This window comes from Erythrobacter insulae, from assembly GCF_007004095.1.
In the GTDB taxonomy this organism is placed as follows: Bacteria; Pseudomonadota; Alphaproteobacteria; order Sphingomonadales; family Sphingomonadaceae; genus Erythrobacter; species Erythrobacter insulae.
This window is the reverse complement of record NZ_VHJK01000001.1, coordinates 995,876-1,014,951: the sequence shown is the minus strand read 5'-3', so window position 1 is coordinate 1,014,951 and position 19,076 is coordinate 995,876. Positions and strand designations below refer to the sequence as shown.

The window sequence follows — 19,076 nt, the reverse complement described above, 5'->3', positions numbered from 1 at the left end:
TCCGTTAGGTTTCAAATAGAGAGTGAATCGCGCACGCAGATAACGCAGTGCGCAAGGGAGAGGAAAATTATGACCTTGCATCCGATCGCCCATGCCCAGACGAGGCCTGATGATCCCGCTGTGATTATGGCAGGCAGCGGCGCGCAAATGACCTTCGGAGAGCTGGACGCTGCCGCCAACCGGTTTGCGCAACTGCTGCGCGCACGCGGATTGCGCGCCAATGATGCCTTTGCGGTCTTGCTGGAAAACCGAATGGAGTTTTTCACAATAATTTGGGGCTCGCAGCGAGCTGGAACGATGCTTGTTCCGATTTCAACGCGTCTGACCGCGCCGGAAATCGCATATATCCTGCGGGATAGTGAAGCGAAATTTCTGATCACCTCGGCGGCTTTTGAAGATATCTTGCCCGGCATTCGCGAAGCCTGTCCCGATGTTCCGATACTTACGATTGGATCGGGTGACGAAAGCGATTTTGCGGCTCAACTGGATGCGCAAAGCGCCGATCCGATTGCGGATCAAAGCGCCGGGTTGGTGATGCTGTACTCGTCAGGGACGACCGGACGGCCGAAAGGCATTCGACCCGCGCCGCCCGAAGACCCCGATCCGCTTGCTCCCAATCCTTTGATGGGCCTTGCGATGATGGGGGCAGGAATGCCTGCGGATGGCTCGATGATCTATCTTTCGCCAGCGCCGCTTTATCATGCCGCCCCGATCGGCTGGGCTTCGACCGCGCACAGGCTCGGCGGGACAGTGGTGGTGATGGAGAAATTCGAGCCCGAGGCCGCTTTGAAAGCCATTCAGGATTACAAGGTTACAGACAGCCAGTGGGTCCCCACCCACTTTGTACGGTTCCTGAAGCTCGATCCGGCGCTGCGTACCAGATATGACCTGTCTAGCCATCAACGCGCTCTGCATGCTGCTGCTCCTTGCCCGGTGCCGATCAAACAGGAAATGATCGAATGGTGGGGCCCGATCGTGAACGAGTATTACGCAGGAAGCGAGGGCATCGGAATGACCTTGGTCAAATCCGAAGACTGGCTTACGCACCCCGGCAGCGTCGGCAAGGCGATTTACGGCACGCTGCATGTTTGCGGAGCCGAGGGCGAGGATCTGCCAGCGGGTCAGGACGGTCTGATCTATTTCGAGAACGCTCTTTTGCCGACTTACCACAACGACCCGGAAAAAACGCGAGAGGCGATGCATCCCAAAGGGTGGATGACGCTTGGTGATATCGGTCATCTCGACGAAGACGGGTTTCTGTTCCTGACCGACCGCAAAAGCCACATGATCATTTCGGGCGGGGTCAATATCTATCCTCAGGAAATCGAGAACCTGCTGGTCACGCATGACAAGGTGATGGATGCCGCCGTAATCGGTGCGCCTGATCCTGATCTGGGTGAGAAGGTTGTGGCGGTGGTGCAGCCGCTCGACATGGCTGATGCGGGCGAGGCGTTGGAACATGAACTGCGCGAATTTCTTGCCCCGCAGCTGGCACGGATGAAGATGCCCAAGCTGTTCGATTTCAGGCCTGATTTGCCGCGTGAAGCCAATGGCAAATTGTACAAGCGCGAGCTGCGCGATGAATATGAAGCCAAAGTCGGAGCATAGAATATGAACAGCATCCCGGCACTCGATCCAGAAAACAGCCGTGCGGTCATTGATCCGCAAAGCTATGCAAACTGGGATAGCTTGCTGGACCGGTTCGACGCCATCCGGTCCCAGTCTCCGGTTGTGCGGGTAAACGGCGTGGAGGATGTGCACCGCCCGTTCTGGCTGGTGACCGGATATGACGAGGTGATGCAGGTTTCAAAAGACAATGCGACCTATCTCAACAACCCGCAAACCGTTGTCTTTTCGCTAAACGAGGGCATCGCCTTTGCCAAAGCGATGACCGGTGGCAGCGAACATATGGTCGCCAGCCTGGTCACTTTCGATGCGCCCATTCATATGCAGTATCGCAAGCTGACCCAGGAATGGTTCATGCCCAAGAACCTGAAAACGATAGAGAGTGAAATCCGCGCCATTGCCAATCGGGCGGTGGATCGGATGCTGGATGCCGGGCCTGACATTGATTTCGTAAAGCAGGTTTCGGGTCCCTATCCGCTCCACGTCGTTATGCAGATCCTTGGGGTACCCGAAGCGGACGAGCCGCGCATGATGATGCTGACACAGCAGATGTTTGGCGGTCAGGACGAAGATCTCAACCAGTCAGGCATGGCTGCGATGACGCCGGAACAGATCACTCAGCTGGTTGCGGGTGCGGTGAAAGATTTCGAAGCCTATTTTGCAGGGATCACCGCAGACAAACGCGCCAATCCGACGACCGATGTCGCCAGCACGATTGCCAATTCAATGGTTGACGGAGAGCCGCTGAATGATCGCGATATGATGGGCTATTACATCATATTGGCGGCCGCAGGGCATGATACGACTTCGGCCTCTACCGCTGGCGCAATGCTGGCCTTGGCGCAGGACCCGGAGCAATTTGCACAGGTGAAAGCGGACCGGACAATGCTGGCGGGCATTGTTGAAGAAGCGATCCGTTGGACCTCCCCGGTGCAGCATTTTATGCGCACGGTGGCCACGGATACGCAGCTCGGCGGGCAGGATTTAAAGCAGGGTGACTGGCTGATGATCAATTATGTCGCGGCCAATCATGATCCGGCGCAATTTGATGATCCACGCCGTTTTGATGCCGGAAGATCGCCGAACCGCCATCTCGCATTCGGAGCCGGCGCGCATCAATGCCTTGGCCTGCATCTGGCGCGGCTTGAAATGCGGATATTGTTTGAAGTGCTGCTGGACCGGATCGAGACGGTAGAGCTTGTTGGAAACGCGCCGCGTGCGAAGAGTACCTTTGTCGGCGGACTAAAATCGCTTCCACTGCGAATATCGGCAGCTTAAGATTTCCATATGAGCACGATTCGCAACAATACAATTGCTATTGGGCAATAATCGTTCGCCATACGTATTTATAAAACCAATATAGCGATTCTTCTGTTATTTTTGCGAAACATATGTTAATGCTCTGTTCATGGGAAAAATCAGGAAACACTCCGTCGCAAGGTTTGCGGCGCCCCGTTTCGCGGGCGGAATCCAATGACTTTGCTTGAACCGTACAACCTGCCATTTGCCGCCTCTTTAATCGCGTTGTTTATCATCGCGGCGTTGCAAATCATCGGCGTGGGAGACCTTTTCGAAGGCGCTGAAGATATCGAGATCGAAGTGGATGCCGATCTGGCAGACGGGCTCGAGGCAAGCGGTTTTATGGATGGGGTTGCCAGTGTACTTGGTCTTGGCCGGGTGCCATTCCTGATCTGGCTGTCGAGCCTGCTGTTTGTGTTCACGGTAACCGGCGTTGTCGGGCAGGCTGTGATCGCGGGATTGATGGGATCGCCTTTGTCAGCAGGCTTTGCCGCTTTGCTCGCCGGAGGCGCGGCGCTGCCGCTGAACGGACTGGCTGTGAGGCCAATCGAAAAAGTGCTGCCTAAGGACGAGACGACAGCCGTCGGGCTACAAAGCCTCGTCCGGCGCGATGCCGTGATCCAGACGGGTACGTCCCGTGCGGGCTCACCGGCGCGCGCCAAAGTCAAAGATGCTTTCGGGCATCCCCATTTCATTATGGTCGAACCGCATGACAGCCAAGCGGAACTGGCCGAGGGTGAGACGGTGCTTCTGGTGCGCCGCGAAGGAGAGTTATTCTTCGGCGTGCGCTACGAAAGCCCGCTGCTGCAGCCCTGAACGCAATAGATTATCGGAGGGAATATGGATCTTTTAACACTCGCAATGTTGGTTGGCGGCGGGATCGCGCTGCTCATCATCATCTTCATCATGCTGACCACACTTTACCGGCGCGCCTCGAAAGAGATCGCGTTTGTCCGAACCGGTGTCGGCGGGGAAAAAGTCGTTATGAATGGCGGCGCTTTGGTGCTGCCGGTGTTCCATGAAACGATGCCGGTCAATATGAACACGCTGGTGCTGCCGGTGGTTCGCCGCGATGGCGAGGCGCTGATTACGCTGGACCGCCTGCGGATTGATGTGAAGGCGGAATTCTATGTGCGTGTCCGGCCCGATGCCGGTGCGATCGCGATGGCTGCGCAAACACTGGGCCAGCGCACGATGCAGCCGGAAATGCTCAAAGATCTTGTCGAAGGCAAATTCGTCGATGCGCTGCGTTCGGTCGCAGCAGGTATGAGCATGAATGAACTGCACGAGCAGCGCGCCGATTTTGTGCAAAAGGTTCAGCAGGTTTCATCAAGCGATCTGGCGATGAACGGTCTGGAACTGGAATCGGTTTCGCTGACGGGTCTCGACCAAACCAGCATCGAGCATTTCAATGCGAATAATGCGTTTGATGCCGAGGGTCTGACCAAACTAACCGAGCAAATCGAAGCCCGCAAGAAACTGCGTAACGATATCGAGCAGGACACCCGCGTCCAGATGGAATCAAAGAACCTCGAAGCGGATCAGAAAAGCTTCGAAATCAGCCGTGACACCGAATACGCCCGTCTCGGCCAAGAGCGCGAAGTCGAAGTCCGCCGCGCGTCGCAAATGTCGGAAATCGCCCGCGAGCAGGCTGAGCGTCAACGCGAAGCCGATGCGGCGCGGATTGAGGCAAAGCGCCAGGTCGACAGCCAGCAGATCGAGGCCGACCGGACCGTTGAAGAGGCCCGGATTGATCAAGTCCGTGCTCTGGAAATTGCGCGTCAGGAACAGCAGATCGCCGTTCAGAACAAATCGCGCGAAGAAAGCCAGGCCAAGGCTGAAGCCGACGCGGCTCGCGCCAAAGCAGTGGAAGCCGAAGAACGCGTGGTGACCGCGCGCGAAAGCGAAATTGCTGAACGTCAGAAGAAAATCGAGCTGATCGAAGCGGCCAAGCAGGCCGAGCGTGAGGCCATCGGTATCAAGGTGGAAGCCGAGGCCGAGAAAGACGCAGCAACCAACCGCGCCGAAGCGGCCCGGTTGGAAGCAAAGGGTGATGCGGACGCGGAAATCCTGCGTGCCGAGGCAGACCGGGTGCGCTTCGAAGTGGAGGCCGCCGGACAGGAAGCGATCAACGAGGCAGCCAACATCCTTTCGATGGATCAGATCAGCCTGCAGACCAAGCTGGCGTTGCTGAAAGTATTGCCGGATGTCATCCGCGAAAGCGCGAAGCCGATGGAAGCAATCGACTCGATCAAGATTGTGCAGGTCGATGGGCTCACGAATGGCGGCGGCAACGGCTCCGGCGGCGGTGGCAGCGGCGGCGGATCGGGCGGAGGATCGGGCAATCTGGCAAACGATGCAGTTTCCGCCGCTCTCGCTTACCGGGCGCAGGCCCCCGTTCTGGATGGATTGATGAAAGAGCTGGGCCTGAACGGATCTTCGCTCGGGTCGCTGGTTCAGGCCGCTGCCGAAGATCCGGATTCGGATGCGGCAAAGGCGCTCTCCGGCCTTGGCTCTGACATCAGCTTTGACGCCGGCACCATCGGCGGTGAGCCTGCCTCAGAGAGTACCGCGGAAGCCGGCAAACCCGCCGAGTAAACGACAATCGCAAAACAAAGCCCCGGATTTGCAGGTCGCAAGTCCGGGGCTTTTTGTTTGTGCGGCGCGGTCTGTTTGGCTGCCTATTTCAGCAAACGCTCGGCAATTGCGCGAACATCTGCGCCCATATCTTCGCGCGCTAGGGCCAAGGCCAGCGTGGCTTCGACAAAGCCAACCTTGCTCCCGCAATCATAGCGATTGCCGTCAAAGGTCACCGCGTGGAACGGCTGGGTACCGATCATCTTGGCCATCGCGTCGGTCAATTGAATCTCTCCGCCGGCGCCTTTGCCTTGGGTTTCAAGCGTGCGCATGACCTCAGGTTGAAGGATATATCGACCGGAAACGATTTTGTTCGAAGGGGCCTCGGCGACGGGTGGCTTCTCAACCAGCCCGATCACTTCGGTCAGCGCACCGTTCTCTGCACCGGGCGCGATCACGCCGTAGCTGGAGACTTCCTCCATGGGCACTTCCAAGACGCTGATGAGATTGCCGCCAACCTCATTATAGGCCTCGACCATTTGTTTCATGCAGCCAGAACCGCCCTTTTTCCCAACCATCAATTCATCGGGAAGGAAAATCGCAAACGGTTCATCACCCACAATCGCCCGCGCGCACCAGATCGCATGACCCAGACCCATGGGCACCTGTTGACGTACGGTGATGATATCGCCCGGCGTTGCGCGCGTCGCGTCGAGCACGCTCAGATCCTTGCTGCGCTGGGTCATTGTGTCTTCCAGCTCATAAGCGACATCGAAATGTTCGACGATGGCGGTTTTCCCGCGGCCGGTGACAAAGATCATTTGCTCGATCCCCGCCTCGCGCGCTTCATCGACCGCGTATTGAATGAGCGGGCGATCAACGATGGGCAGCAATTCCTTTGGGATCGCTTTGGTGGCCGGAAGGAAGCGTGTGCCGAGCCCCGCAACGGGGAAAACGGCTTTCTTGATTGGTCTTTGTTTGGTCATGGTAATCGGGTTACGGCGTTGACGAAGTTCCCGTCAACCGGAACCTTAACGTTGCAAAGATACGACGTCGCCGGTCCAGAGCGCCGCGGCGTTTGCGCGGCGCGCGAAAAACTCTAAAGGGTAGATCCATGGACAAACTTATCATTCGCGGCGGCAATCGCCTTTCGGGCACGATTCCCATCTCCGGCGCCAAAAACGCGGCGCTCACTCTGATTCCGTGTGCGATTCTTACAGAAGAACCGCTGACCCTGCGCAATCTTCCACGGCTGGCAGATATTGACGGGTTTCAGCACCTGATGAACCAGTTCGGCATCACCACGGCCATCCAAGGGACACGGCCAGAGGATTTTGGACGGGTCATGACGCTCGAAGGGACGCGCATCACATCCAGCGTGGCACCGTATGATCTGGTCCGCAAAATGCGTGCTTCAATTCTGGTGCTGGGCCCTATGCTCGCACGGATGGGCGAAGCAACCGTTTCGATGCCGGGCGGCTGCGCGATCGGTAACCGTCCTATTGATCTGCATTTGAAAGCGCTTGAAGCGTTTGGTGCGCAAATCGAGCTGACGCAGGGCTATGTCAAAGCGATCGCTCCTGATGGCGGTTTACCGGGCGGCGATTTTGACTTTCCCGTTGTGTCGGTTGGCGCGACAGAGAATGCTTTGATGGCCGCGGTTTTGGCCAATGGCACATCCCGATTGTTCAACGCCGCGCGTGAGCCGGAGATTGTCGATCTTTGCAATTTGCTGGTCGCGATGGGCGCGGAAATTGAAGGGATCGGCAGCTCGGACCTGACCATCCATGGTGTTAAACGGCTGAACGGCGCGACGTATAAGGTCATGCCGGACCGGATCGAAGCGGGCTCTTATGCCTGCGCCGCCGCGATTACCGGCGGTGATGTCCGGCTCGAAGGGGCAAACGCGCATGATATGAGCTCCACACTCGCCGCACTGCGCGCCATCGGGCTTGAGGTGGAGGAAGACGCCAAAGGAGTGCGTGTCGCCGCCAATGCGCCGCTTAAGCCAACCGATCTGACGACCGCTCCGTTTCCCGGTCTCGCCACCGATATGCAGGCCCAATTGATGAGCCTGCTGTCCAAAGCGAATGGCACCAGCGTTTTGAAAGAAACGATCTTTGAAAACCGGTTCATGCACGTGCCCGAATTGACCCGGATGGGCGCCGATATCGCGACCGAGGGCCGCACCGCGATTGTAAAAGGCCCGGTCGATCTGACCGGCGCAGAAGTGATGGCGACCGATCTGCGCGCCTCGATGAGCCTGATTATCGCGGCGCTTGCGGCAGAGGGCGAAACACAGGTCCGCCGTATCTACCACCTTGATCGCGGGTATGAACGGCTAGAGGAAAAACTTCAGCTGGTCGGCGCCGATATCGAGCGCGTTGGCGACGATTAAGGCGCGGTTCGGCTGACGAGCCACACCCGCAGCGCGCTGGCCAAGCCGGGCGGTGTTTCCGCCTGTATCCGCTCACCATCAATCCGCGCTACGATGGCGTTGATCGGAACGTCTTCGTCGTCAGCTGCCTTGCGCAGCATGTCCCAGAACACCGGCTCAAGCGATATGCTGGTCTTGTGCCCGGCGATTTCGACAGAGCGTTTTACGGGCGGATGGTAAAGCGGTGAGGGCATGATGGTTTGGAATAACAGATGTTGGGAAGGCATGACACATTGCCGTGGTTGTCATCCGGTGCCTACATGCCAAGCCGCTGAATTGCATGATAAATGCTGTGTAGGACACGCATGACAAATGTCCAACGTCGCCGCGCCATATTGGCCTGCGCCGGCCATGATCACGATTTCAAAGAGCAGTCTTGCCCCCTACCGCGGCAAAGCCATGTAGGAAAACGGATGACCCGCTCAAGCCGGCTATTTGTAATGTTCGCGCCGGTCAGAAAATTCGCGCACGCGCTTACGCCAGGTGCGGTAGCTTGAAGGTTTCAGGTTATCGCGCATAAGCACTTTGACCTGTTTCTCTGCCAAGCCAAATTGCGCTTCGATTTCGGCAAAGGCCACATGATCGCTCAGCGCCATTTCGATGATCGCGCTGGTTTCAGGCTCGGTGAGTTCAGACGGTGTTGCCATGCAACATCAATGGGCAAACGCCGCGCATGTTCCGGCGCGGCGCACCAAACACATGATCAGGCGACAGCCGTCCCTTCGATTTCGATCATGGCATCGGGATCGTAGAGTGTCTGAACGCCGAGCAATGTGCTGACAATCTGAGCCCCGGCTTCGACATGAAGCGGCATAATCTGGTCGGCCATTTCCATGAATTTCGGGACATCAGTCGTGTAAAAGTTCAGCCGGACAAGGTTTTCTGGCCCCATGCCCGCCGCCGCAAGCGCATCGAGCATATTCTGCCATGCCGACGTGTATTGGGCCACCATATCGCCCGCATGCAAAAGCGCGCCATCGGCGTCAGATGCGGTTTGTCCAGATAGGTAAAGCGTTCTCTGGCCGCCTTGCACTTCGACCGCATGATTAAGGCCGAAATGTTGCAGCCAAGGTGTCGGATTATGGACTGACTTTTCGATGATACTCTCCCCCCGAGGCAAACTGCGTGATCGCAGCCTTGCTCAATACATATGCTGACCGCCGTTGATGCTCATGGTCGATCCGGTGACAAAGCCGGCATCTTCCGAGCAGAGAAAGCTGACCCCGCGCGCGATTTCTTCTGCCTGGCCCAACCGTCCAACTGGTATCCCGGCGATGATTTTGTCGAGCACACCCTGCGGCACGGCAGCGACCATATCGGTGTCGATATAACCCGGCGCGATGGCATTAACGGTCACGCCTGCGCGCGCGCCTTCCTGAGCGAGAGCTTTGGTAAAGCCGTGAATCCCCGATTTTGCAGCGGCATAATTCACTTGGCCATATTGTCCCGCCTGCCCGTTAATCGAACCGATATTTACGATCCGGCCCCAACCGCGTTCGCGCATGCCGGGGAAACAGGCTTTGGATGTATTGAAACACCCGCCCAGATTGATGCGCATCACATCATTCCAATCGTCAAAGCTCATCTTGTGCAAAGTGCCATCGCGCGTGATGCCGGCATTGTTGACGACCACTTCGATCGGTCCGATTTCAGCCGCGATCTGGTCACAGCCCGCTTGTGTGGCTGCGTGATCGCCGACATCGAATTTATAAACGGGGATGCCTGTTTCTTCGGAAAATTGCTGTGCGGCGGCATCATTGCCCGCGTAATTGGCGACGACATTGAAGCCGTCTGCTTTCAACTGTTCGCAAATCGCGCGGCCAATACCGCGGGTTCCTCCGGTCACTAGGGCTACGCGATTCATATTGTATCCTTCTCCGTTTGTGATTCTGCAGAGCCTATACCTGACGCTACGTAAGGCAAAGAAAAACCCCGCCGAAGCGGGGTCTTGCATACGTTTTCGTCCGGTATTGCCAGATCAGAATTTAAGCTGCGTACCGACATACACGGCCTGACTATCCTGAACCGAATTGGTCAGCGGGTCGAGGCGCTCGCGCTCTTGAGAATATCGGACACCGGCGGTCACATCGAGGTTTGGTGAAAGGCTGAAACTGCCGCCAACATCCACCGTTTGCGACCCAAGCGCATCAAGAGTGTTCGGCGAACGACCGGCGATCGCTTCGTCTTCCAGCTCAATCCGCGGTTGCAGACGGCTTGGTTTGGTCACGGCCCGCGGCTTCGCAGGTTCGAATTCTGTCAGATCCGGCAGGCTCAGGTTGCGCACATTGCTGGGCAGTTCAACCTGACGTGCGAAACTTTGATAACCGCGCGCGGTGCCAAGGTTGAAACGGCTGGATTGGAGCGCGGCCAGCGATTTGCCAGCACCGGGCGCTGCATCAATAGCCGAGCGAACCGAAACTGCGCTGGCAGTTTCGTTGTCCACCCGAACAGCGACCGTCACGGTCTTGTTGCGCAGAACCGGATTGGAACCAGCAGGCGTAAACCGGATGCCTTTTTCGCGCGCTTTATCAGCGACGCGGGCGGCAAGATCAGGATCAACTGACGACGGAGTGAAGATTCCAAACGCGTCATCGCTGACAGCGGCGGAAGGGCTAAAGCCGACAACCGCAAGGCTGGCCGTTGGAAGAGCGAGCATCAACGCGCCAGCCACACCAAGCAATGGCAGCTTGCGCTGCTTTCCTGCTTTGATGTCCGCCCCGCGTGCCATGATACTCTTCGCCCCTTCCAAAGCCGGATCTGGTGCAGATCCAATCGATTCTCTTGCAGCGCATACAATGCATCAAGCGTCTGAACGTTTGATGAGCGCGTCCAAAGACTCGGCCCGACGCATCATTGATAGAATTATGACAGCGCTTGACGCAATCTTTTCCACACCGTTTGTGACTCTATCTGCGCGAAGTGTGGCCCCGCGCACACATAAACATGCAGGGAAGGGCGCGAATCCGCGCGAATTCGGTTGGAATTCAGCGCCCCTTAAGGCGGCGGACCGCTTTGGTGGCGACGGTATTTGCGCCCCTGCCCTGAAATTGTTGCGGCAATGGACGCTGCACAAGGCTTGCCGCACACGGTTCGCGGGGTATAGAGCCGTAGAGATACAGACAAAGGACTTTGCTTCCCGTGACACGCGCCAAACTCGCATTATCGCATCTGACCCGTACAGCCTTGATCGGCGGCGCTCTCGCCGCGTTGTCGGCATGCGGCGGCAATGACCGCCCGACGACCGAACTTCAGGCGGCGCAGATCAACACAATCGGCGTAAACGCGTTTTTATGGCGCGCCGCGCTTGAAACGGTCAGCTTTGCTCCGCTTTCATCGGCGGACAGCGCCGGCGGCGTGATCGCGACCGATTGGTACGCCAATCCAAGCAACCCGGATGAACGCGTCAAATTGACGGTGACCATCCTTGATCAGGATTTGCGCGCCGATGCGTTGCGCGTCGCTGCCAGCCGTCAGGTTGCGCAAGGCGGCCGCTGGGTCGAAGCGCCAGTGCAAGCCGCGACTGTGCAGAAGCTGGAAGACATTATTCTGACCAAAGCACGCGATCTGCGCCGCAAGGCTCTCGCTTCCTGATCCAATTCGCGTTAGCGAGTTTTCCATGAGCAACACACGTTTCGATCCGTCCTCTGCCGACGGGCGCTGGCAGCGCGCGTGGGATGATGCGGGTACATTCACCGCAGATTCCGACAGCGAAAAACCCAAAAGCTACATCCTCGAGATGTTCCCCTATCCATCGGGGCGCATCCATATGGGGCATGTGCGCAATTACACGATGGGCGATGTGCTGGCCCGCTATAAGAAGATGCGCGGGCACGAGGTGCTCCACCCGATGGGCTGGGACGCGTTTGGGATGCCCGCAGAAAATGCCGCGATGGAAAAAAAGGTGCATCCCGGCGCTTGGACCCGCTCCAATATCGAAGGCATGAAGGCGCAGCTGAAACGGATCGGCTTTGCGCTCGATTGGACGCGTGAATTTGCGACCTGCGACCCGGAATATTACGGTCATGAACAATCGCTGTTCATCGATATGTACACCGCTGGCCTAGTTTACCGGAAATCCTCCGAAGTGAACTGGGACCCGGTCGATATGACCGTGCTGGCCAATGAACAGGTGATCGATGGCAAGGGCTGGCGTTCCGGCGCTGAGGTTGAAAAACGCAAGCTGGACCAGTGGTTCCTCAAGATAACCGACTTTGCCGAAGACCTGCTGGGCGGCCTTGGCGAGCTTGAAGATTGGCCTGAAAAAGTCCGGCTGATGCAGGAAAACTGGATCGGCAAATCTTCCGGTTTGGAATTCTCTTTCGAGTTGTCGAATGGGGAGAAACTGCCGGTTTACACCACGCGGCCCGACACGATTTTCGGCGCGAGTTTCTGTGCGATTGCGGCCGACCACCCGATTGCGCAAAGCGCCGCTGGACAAAGCGCCGATGCGGCGGCCTTTATCGAAGAGTGCAAACGCGGCGGGACGACAGCGGCCGAACTTGAAACCGCGGAAAAGCTCGGTTTTGATACCGGCATCACCGCGAAACATCCGTTTACGGGCCAGGCCATGCCAGTCTTCATCGCGAATTTCGTGTTGATGGATTACGGCACCGGCGCGGTTATGGGCGTACCGGGCCACGACCAGCGCGATTTCGAATTCGCGACCAAATACGGCCAGCCCATCACGCGCGTCGTCGCCAGCGATATCGCGCAGGCAGATGCGCCGATGGGCGATGAGGCCGAGGCTGGTGACGGCGTGATCGTCAATTCGGATTTCCTCGACGCGATGAGCGTGGAAGATGCCAAAGCCGAAGTGATCAAGCGCGCCGAAGACGGCGGCTGGGGCAAAGGCACCACCGTATGGCGGCTGCGCGATTGGGGCATTTCACGCCAGCGTTATTGGGGCACGCCGATCCCGTTCATCCACTGCGATACGTGCGGCGTGGTGCCGGTGCCGAAAGATCAGCTTCCGGTGACGTTGCCCGATGATGTGGATTTCGAAACGCCCGGCAACCCGTTGGAACGCCACGCAACGTGGAAGCATGTCGATTGCCCGACCTGCGGCGGTAAGGCCACGCGCGAGACCGATACGCTCGATACGTTCACCAATTCATCGTGGTATTTCCTGCGCTTTGCGAGCCAACCTGCGGACAAGCCGTTCGATGCGGAAGAAATCGCCAAGTGGCTGCCGGTGCAGCATTATATCGGCGGGGTCGAACATGCGATTTTGCACCTGCTCTATGCCCGTTTCTGGACGCGCGCACTGGCGCATATCGGCAAACTGGATGTGAAAGAACCATTCGCCGCGCTGTTCACGCAGGGCATGGTGACGCATGAGACATACAGCCTTGGCGATGGCAGCTGGTTGTCGCCAGATGAAGTCCGCAAGGATGGTCAGGACTGGGTGACGATTGAAGATGGCGCGCCTGTTGCCGCTGGCCGCGTTGTCAAAATGTCGAAGTCGAAAAAGAACGTCGTCGATCCCGATAATATCATCGACGAATACGGCGCGGATGCCGTGCGCTGGTTTATGCTGTCTGACAGCCCGCCAGAGCGCGATCTGCCATGGTCGGCCAGCGGGATCGAAGGCTGCGCGCGCTTTGTCCAACGTCTTTGGCGGTTGTTTGATAGCTATGATGAAACCGCCACCGGCGAAGACAAGGCGCTGGCCCGCAAGGCACATCAGGCAATCGTCGCAGTGGCTGACGATATCGAAGCGCTCGGTTTCAACAAAGCTGTGGCGCGCATTTACGAGCTGACCGGAGCCGCAGAAAAAGCGCAGCCGAGCGAGGCGAGGAATTTCGCGATTCGCGCGGTCCTGCATCTCGTTAGCCCGATGATGCCGCACCTCGCGGAAGAAGCCTATGCGAAACTGGGCCATGACAGTCTGATCGCTGATGCCGCATGGCCAGACCACGATCCGGCGATGCTGATCGAAGACGAAGTCACCATCGCGATCCAGCACATGGGCAAGCTGCGCGATACGATCACCGCGCCCAAGGGAGCCCCGAAAGACACGCTCGAAGCGCTTGCACTGGCGAGCGAGAAGGTTCAGCGTTCGGTGGACGGAGCAGAAATTCGCAAGGTGATTGTAGTGCCCGACAGGCTGGTCAATATCGTTACATGATGCGCGGCGCGTTCATCCTATTGGCCGCTTTGGCTTTGCCTGCATGCGGGCTTCAACCGATGTATGCGGGCGGCACCAATGCGGGCATCGCCCAGGGTTTGGGCGCAATCGATGTGCCTGCCATACCCGGCAGAGGCGGCTGGCTGATCCGTAATGCGTTGACCGACCGGTTTGGCATCGCGGGCGATGCGACGCCTGCCTACCGGCTCGATGTGCGGCTTGATGATGCTCTTGAAGCGCTGGGCGTGCTTAACGATGACACAATCAGCCGCGAACGTCGGATTTTGCGCGCGCGCTATCAATTGGTTGATCTGGCAACCGGCGAAATCTTGCTGGATGCAACGGCTGGCTCGGATGCCGGTATTGATGTCGTGTCGAGTGAATATGCCACCATCGCCGCCGAACAGCGCGCTTTGGAAAATCTGGCGCAAGAGGTGGCCGACCGGATGACCACCACTATTGCGCTGGCGCTGAGAGAGCAGGCCAGAAAGCCTTCTGCCGAGTGAGGCCGCAATGAAGGCCACGCAAAAAGATTTTGCCCGCGGGCTTCCGTCCGGGACTGATCGAGCCAGCATCTTCTTTTTTTGCGGACCAGACGAAGCGGGCGCATCGGCCGCTGCCAACAAGATTATCGAAACTCTGCCCGACGCCGGTGAGCGCGTTGATATTGCCGGGGCGGATCTGCGCCGTGATCCCGCGATGCTGGGCGATGAAGCGCGAACGGAATCGCTGTTTGGTGACAAACGGCATATCCTTGTGCGGGCGACAGGGGACGAAGCGCATGATGCGCTTAAGGCGCTTGTCGAAACAGGAGAAGCGGGGGCGGGCGATGCCGCGCCCATATTTGTCGTCGCGACGTCTGCGACCGATAAATCGCGGACTGCCAAACTGCTTGAAAAACGGCCCGACGCGCTCGTCGCGATGTTCTATCCACCTGACCTTGCGACTGTGGCTGTCTCTGTCAGAGGAATGGCGGATGCTGCCGGTTTGAGGCTGGGCGGTGATCTGGCCGAACGGATCGCGCGCGCCGCCGGGCTGGATGTGCGGCTTGCCCAATCCGAAGTCACAAAGCTGGCGCTGTATTGCGATGCCGATCCGCAATCGCCCAAATCCGCCTCTGTCGAGGATTACAGCGAGATTGGCGCTGCCACCGAAGAGGACGGGTTTCAGCCGGTCGTCAACGCGGTGATGGGCGGCGATTTGCAACGGCTATCGACCGAAATTCGGCGGATGCGAGAGCTCGGGCTCAATCCCGTCGGCCTATTGCTGGCGTTGGAACGGCGCGCCGCGCAGCTTGCCCAGATTACCGGAAGGCTGGGCCCGCGCGGCTCGTTTGACACGTTAAGCAAAGGCGAAAAGGCGCAGCTGGGTATTTTCTGGAAAGAAGAACGCGACATCCGGCATCAATTGTCGCGCTGGCATCGCGGCAAACTGGACCGTTTGATCCCGCGTCTGGTGAAGCTGCATCGGGCGCTGCTGTCCAACAGCCAATCGGCTGAATTGCTGTTGTCGCAGGATCTCGCCGAAATCGCCCGTTTCGCGACCAAAAGGTAAAATCCCCCGCATATCCGCACTCTGCATTCGTCCCGGAGCCCATTCATGATGTATGCACCCCTAAGGGGTAATGCGTATTCTCGCGTTACGCTTAGGACTGTGTCGCATGAACAAGATGTCGGGGCCTCTGTTAGAGGCTGAAAAACCGGACGCAATTGATCAATGGATCGCACCCTCGCTGGAGCGGCGGCGGCTCCGCGCATATGCGCTCATGTTGATAGCCGACGCGGTTCTGATCAATCTCAGCTTTGCGGCCGCGACGTTTGTGTATGAAGGTGTCTGGTGGGAACCGCGCAGCATGCTGGCGGCGCAAACTCTGCTGCCGTTATATTTTACCATCGCACTCTACAATTCCACCTATGGGCAAGGCGCGCTGGGCGATTGGGTGTATGCGGTGCGCAAGATGCTGACGGCGTTGTTTATATCGGCGGCGCTGCTGAACTTTGTGGCGTTTTACACCAAGTCGAACGCAGAATTTTCGCGCGTGGCGGTTACTCTTGGTCTGATATTATCCGCTATCATACTTACCGCCTCGCGCCGGATGATCCCTGTATTGATACAGCGGTTCTGGGGCGGCAAAATCCGCAATCGATTGGTGATAATGGATGGCGGCCCTGAATTTGCGTTGAGCAATTGTATGATGGTTGATGCGCGCGAACACAATCTGGATGCCGCTGGCCAGGATCCGTTTGTGCTGGATCGCCTCGGCAAATTGCTCGCCTATCAGGATAGAGTGGTCATCAGCTGTTCGCCAGACCGGCGCAAAGCCTGGGCGTTGCTGCTGAAATCATCCGGGATATATGGCGAGATTGTAAGCGAGCCCGCGCATGAGCTGGGCGTTTTGGGCGTGCACCGGTACGATGATCTTGGCCGCACGACACAGGTCGTCTCGACCGGTCCGTTGGGTATGCGGGGCCGCATTATGAAACGCGGTTTTGATATCGCGGTTGCCGGACTCGCTTTGATTGTGCTTGCGCCAGTGTTGCTGGTGGTGGCCGTTATTATCAAACTGGAAGACCGCGGTCCGGTCCTTTTCATTCAACGCCGTTTGGGGCGCGGAAACCAATTTTTCGATATGCTGAAATTCCGCTCCATGCGCAGCGCGCAGTCGGATGCCGATGGCGATCAATCGACGATGCGCGATGATGCGCGAATTACGAAAATCGGATCATTCATCCGGCGGACCAGCATTGATGAGCTGCCGCAGATGATCAATGTTTTGCGCGGGGAAATGTCACTTGTCGGGCCTCGCCCGCATGCTTTGGGCAGCCGCGCGAACAACAAGTTCTTTTGGGAAGTCGATGGCCAATATTGGCAGCGGCACAGCCTTAAACCCGGCCTGACTGGCCTCGCGCAGATCCGCGGCCATAGAGGCGCGACCGAGCATGAAAAAGACCTGACGGACCGGCTGCAATCCGATCTGGAATATATCGCCGGGTGGACGATCCGCCGCGACTTAGAGATTATCTACAAGACCATTTGGGTATTACGCCACGACAACGCTTATTAGACGATCGCCGGTTTGGCGGTTTCGCGGTTTGGTGGCTAATCGTTTTCATCGCTCTGAGGGACAGAGAACGTGCCGGTTACCCGCCCATCGCTTCCCGTCTCGCCAACGCTGCCTGATCTGCCTGATGGCGATCCATCGACGCTGGAAACGCCGCTGCGCAGGTCAATCACAAGCCGCCCGCCATTAAGCGTATCGGTGCCCCGGCGCAGGCTGACATTGCCCGCCAGAGTGATAATCCGCCGCGAGAAATCGTAAATCGCAACATCGCCGCTGGCACGTTCATTGCCGCGCGTGACAACCACGCCGCCGGTCGCGGTGATCCGTTGGATGTTGAGCGAACCGATGTCTGTGAAATTCACCAGCATCCGGTTGGATCGGACAGTCAGACCGGCCTGCGTCACGGTGACCCCGCCCGATAACGCGACCCGGTTTTGCCGGTCCTGCAATTCGATGCTGCCTGCATTGTAATTGACCGGCGCATTGGTGTTGTGCGCGGCAATTCCCTGAGCCTGAAGCCCGATACCGCCTGTGACAGCCAGTGTCATAGCGAACCCGCCGGCCATCCAGCCAAAGGCGATTTTGCCGAGACGGCGCGTTGGGCGTTTGCCCGAAATATCGTGCTTTGCGGTCATGGCATCCTCAACTTGCCGGGGATCATGGTCAGGCGGGCATTGCCTTCAAGTTTGATTGTGCGCGCGTCAAGATCAGCGCGCATAGTGTCGGCCGAAAAACTGCCTGCGGGCACTTCACCCTCGACCCCGTTATCACCGCTGATGATGCGATCCCCCATGTTGATAGAGACGCCGCGCGCGCTCATTCGGTAGCCATCGGCGGCGTTCAGTTCGACAGCGCCATCCACAGCCACGATTTCTGTATTGAGATCATAGGTTCCCCCCGGCGCGGTCAAGCGGGCGGGGCCATCTGTCAAAAGCAATTGCGCGCGTAAATTGTCCATCCGCACAAGCCCTTCCGTGCTTGAGCGTTGCACCGCATCGCCTGCGGTTACGGAAAAAGGCCGCCCGCTATCGTCCCGCCCGCGATACATCGCATTATCCACACTCAGCCGCTCATTGATCACCGACACTTCATTGCGGTCGAGCAGAAAGCTGACTTCGCCGCGCGGTGATAAGGGTGTGATCACCATTAAGGCCGCAACGATACCCACGCCCATGGGCAAAGCCCGCGCCAGAAACGCCACCAGCTTATCATGCGAGCCGCCCGGCGCCGCAAAATGCTGGCGTTTATTGCGGAGCGCTTTGGCTTCGCTGGTTTCGATGCGGGGTTTCATGACCATGGTGTGAGTCGTGCCAGCCTTTACTTACATGTGGCTGAAAATATCATGTTCGGACCAACCGGCAATATCGAGCTGCGCGCGGGTCGGCAGAAAATCGAAACAAGCCTGCGCCATTTCCATCCGGCCTTCGCGTTCCAGCCGGATAACCAGCTCATCACGCATCCGGTGGAGGAAGCGCACGTCGGAGGCTGCATAATCACGCTGCGCCTCGCTTAGGACGGGTCCGCCCCAATCCGAGCTTTGCTGTTGTTTGGAAATGCTCTCACCCAGCAATTCATCAACGAGGTTTTTAAGGCCGTGGCGGTCGGTGTATGTCCGCACCAGCTTGCTTGCAATTTTGGTGCAGAATACCGGTCCCGCCGTGATGCCAAGGTAATATTGGATCGCTGCCAGATCAAAGCGGCCAAAGTGGTACAGTTTGGTCCGGTTCTGATCCGCCAGAATACGGGTCAGATTGGGTGCTTCATAATCGCTACCGGGCGAAAAACGCACCAGATGCTCGTCACCCGATCCATCGCTGATCTGGACCACGCACAACCTGTCGCGGTGTGTGATCAGACCCATCGTTTCGGTATCAACGGCCAGATCCGAGGTGCCTTCCAGCACGCCATCGGGGAGATCTTCTTCGTGAAAATGTACAGTCATGGCCCAG

Annotated in this window: 19 protein-coding genes; 10 read left to right on the top strand and 9 right to left on the bottom strand. The window is 57.9% G+C overall.

The genetic code is table 11. The features are described from left to right. Positions 1 to 69: 69 nt before the first annotated feature. From FGU71_RS04815 to FGU71_RS04800, 4 genes are all read left to right on the top strand, one after another. Positions 70 to 1,608 (top strand): acyl-CoA synthetase, encoded by a 1,539-nt coding sequence (locus FGU71_RS04815; protein ID WP_142787504.1) that lies wholly within the window; start codon positions 70 to 72, stop codon positions 1,606 to 1,608. A gap of 3 nt (positions 1,609 to 1,611) precedes the next feature. Continuing rightward, on the top strand, positions 1,612 to 2,904 hold the full coding sequence (locus FGU71_RS04810; RefSeq protein WP_142787503.1) for a cytochrome P450: 1,293 nt from the start codon (positions 1,612 to 1,614) through the stop codon (positions 2,902 to 2,904). Positions 2,905 to 3,099: 195 nt separating this feature from the next. After that, a complete protein-coding gene (locus tag FGU71_RS04805) occupies positions 3,100 to 3,741 on the top strand; it encodes an OB-fold-containig protein (protein ID WP_142787502.1) in 642 nt (213 codons plus the stop codon). Positions 3,742 to 3,765: 24 nt separating this feature from the next. Next, the gene (locus tag FGU71_RS04800; RefSeq protein WP_142787501.1) at positions 3,766 to 5,523 is read left to right on the top strand and encodes a flotillin family protein; all 1,758 of its coding nucleotides are present in this window, start codon (positions 3,766 to 3,768) and stop codon (positions 5,521 to 5,523) included. Between the two features lie 83 nt (positions 5,524 to 5,606). Here the strand turns inward: FGU71_RS04800 and FGU71_RS04795 are convergent, their stop codons facing one another. Further along, positions 5,607 to 6,488 carry a UTP--glucose-1-phosphate uridylyltransferase gene (locus tag FGU71_RS04795; protein ID WP_142787500.1) on the bottom strand — a complete coding sequence of 294 codons (882 nt, stop codon included), beginning with the start codon at positions 6,486 to 6,488 and terminating at the stop codon, positions 5,607 to 5,609. Between the two features lie 128 nt (positions 6,489 to 6,616). On the opposite strand from FGU71_RS04795, the gene murA reads away from it, so the two are divergent. Then, complete coding sequence (gene murA / locus FGU71_RS04790) at positions 6,617 to 7,900, top strand: UDP-N-acetylglucosamine 1-carboxyvinyltransferase (RefSeq protein ID WP_142787499.1); 1,284 nt, start codon at positions 6,617 to 6,619, stop codon at positions 7,898 to 7,900. Here murA and FGU71_RS04785 read toward each other — a convergent pair. From FGU71_RS04785 to FGU71_RS04765, 5 genes are all read right to left on the bottom strand, one after another. Then, on the bottom strand, positions 7,897 to 8,133 hold the full coding sequence (locus tag FGU71_RS04785; protein ID WP_142787498.1) for a ribbon-helix-helix domain-containing protein: 237 nt from the start codon (positions 8,131 to 8,133) through the stop codon (positions 7,897 to 7,899). The genes murA and FGU71_RS04785 overlap by 4 nt on opposite strands. A gap of 237 nt (positions 8,134 to 8,370) precedes the next feature. Continuing rightward, on the bottom strand, positions 8,371 to 8,586 hold the full coding sequence (locus FGU71_RS04780; protein ID WP_142787497.1) for a TIGR03643 family protein: 216 nt from the start codon (positions 8,584 to 8,586) through the stop codon (positions 8,371 to 8,373). Positions 8,587 to 8,642: 56 nt separating this feature from the next. Next, on the bottom strand, positions 8,643 to 8,972 hold the full coding sequence (locus tag FGU71_RS04775; RefSeq protein WP_234035643.1) for a RidA family protein: 330 nt from the start codon (positions 8,970 to 8,972) through the stop codon (positions 8,643 to 8,645). Positions 8,973 to 9,080: 108 nt separating this feature from the next. Further along, positions 9,081 to 9,803 (bottom strand): acetoacetyl-CoA reductase, encoded by a 723-nt coding sequence (gene phbB / locus FGU71_RS04770; protein ID WP_142787496.1) that lies wholly within the window; start codon positions 9,801 to 9,803, stop codon positions 9,081 to 9,083. 114 nt (positions 9,804 to 9,917) lie between these two features. Next, complete coding sequence (locus tag FGU71_RS04765) at positions 9,918 to 10,667, bottom strand: hypothetical protein (protein ID WP_142787495.1); 750 nt, start codon at positions 10,665 to 10,667, stop codon at positions 9,918 to 9,920. 410 nt (positions 10,668 to 11,077) lie between these two features. Here FGU71_RS04765 and FGU71_RS04760 point away from each other — a divergent pair, with 410 nt between their 5' ends. The 5 genes from FGU71_RS04760 (at position 11,078) to FGU71_RS04740 (ending at position 17,130) form a co-directional block, all read left to right on the top strand. Next, positions 11,078 to 11,530 carry a DUF3576 domain-containing protein gene (locus FGU71_RS04760; protein WP_185960195.1) on the top strand — a complete coding sequence of 151 codons (453 nt, stop codon included), beginning with the start codon at positions 11,078 to 11,080 and terminating at the stop codon, positions 11,528 to 11,530. Between the two features lie 25 nt (positions 11,531 to 11,555). After that, on the top strand, positions 11,556 to 14,066 hold the full coding sequence (leuS, locus tag FGU71_RS04755; RefSeq protein ID WP_142787494.1) for a leucine--tRNA ligase: 2,511 nt from the start codon (positions 11,556 to 11,558) through the stop codon (positions 14,064 to 14,066). Beyond that, on the top strand, positions 14,066 to 14,572 hold the full coding sequence (lptE, locus tag FGU71_RS04750) for an LPS assembly lipoprotein LptE (protein ID WP_142788984.1): 507 nt from the start codon (positions 14,066 to 14,068) through the stop codon (positions 14,570 to 14,572). Before leuS ends, lptE begins: the two co-directional genes overlap by 1 nt. A 7-nt stretch (positions 14,573 to 14,579) precedes the next feature. Further along, on the top strand, positions 14,580 to 15,620 hold the full coding sequence (gene holA, locus FGU71_RS04745) for a DNA polymerase III subunit delta (protein WP_142787493.1): 1,041 nt from the start codon (positions 14,580 to 14,582) through the stop codon (positions 15,618 to 15,620). Between the two features lie 106 nt (positions 15,621 to 15,726). Further along, a complete protein-coding gene (locus tag FGU71_RS04740; RefSeq protein ID WP_142787492.1) occupies positions 15,727 to 17,130 on the top strand; it encodes a sugar transferase in 1,404 nt (467 codons plus the stop codon). 35 nt (positions 17,131 to 17,165) lie between these two features. Here FGU71_RS04740 and FGU71_RS04735 read toward each other — a convergent pair whose 3' ends face one another. The 3 genes from FGU71_RS04735 to FGU71_RS04725 are packed head-to-tail and all read right to left on the bottom strand — an operon-like array spanning position 17,166 to position 19,069. Next, the gene (locus tag FGU71_RS04735) at positions 17,166 to 17,762 is read right to left on the bottom strand and encodes an LptA/OstA family protein (protein ID WP_407644395.1); all 597 of its coding nucleotides are present in this window, start codon (positions 17,760 to 17,762) and stop codon (positions 17,166 to 17,168) included. Further along, entirely contained in the window at positions 17,759 to 18,424 is a 666-nt protein-coding gene (gene lptC, locus FGU71_RS04730) for an LPS export ABC transporter periplasmic protein LptC (RefSeq protein WP_142787491.1), read from the bottom strand. The genes FGU71_RS04735 and lptC overlap by 4 nt, the downstream gene beginning before the upstream one ends. A gap of 24 nt (positions 18,425 to 18,448) precedes the next feature. Continuing rightward, positions 18,449 to 19,069, bottom strand: coding sequence for a ribonuclease D (locus FGU71_RS04725; protein ID WP_142787490.1), 621 nt, complete (start codon positions 19,067 to 19,069; stop codon positions 18,449 to 18,451). Positions 19,070 to 19,076 lie beyond the last annotated feature (7 nt).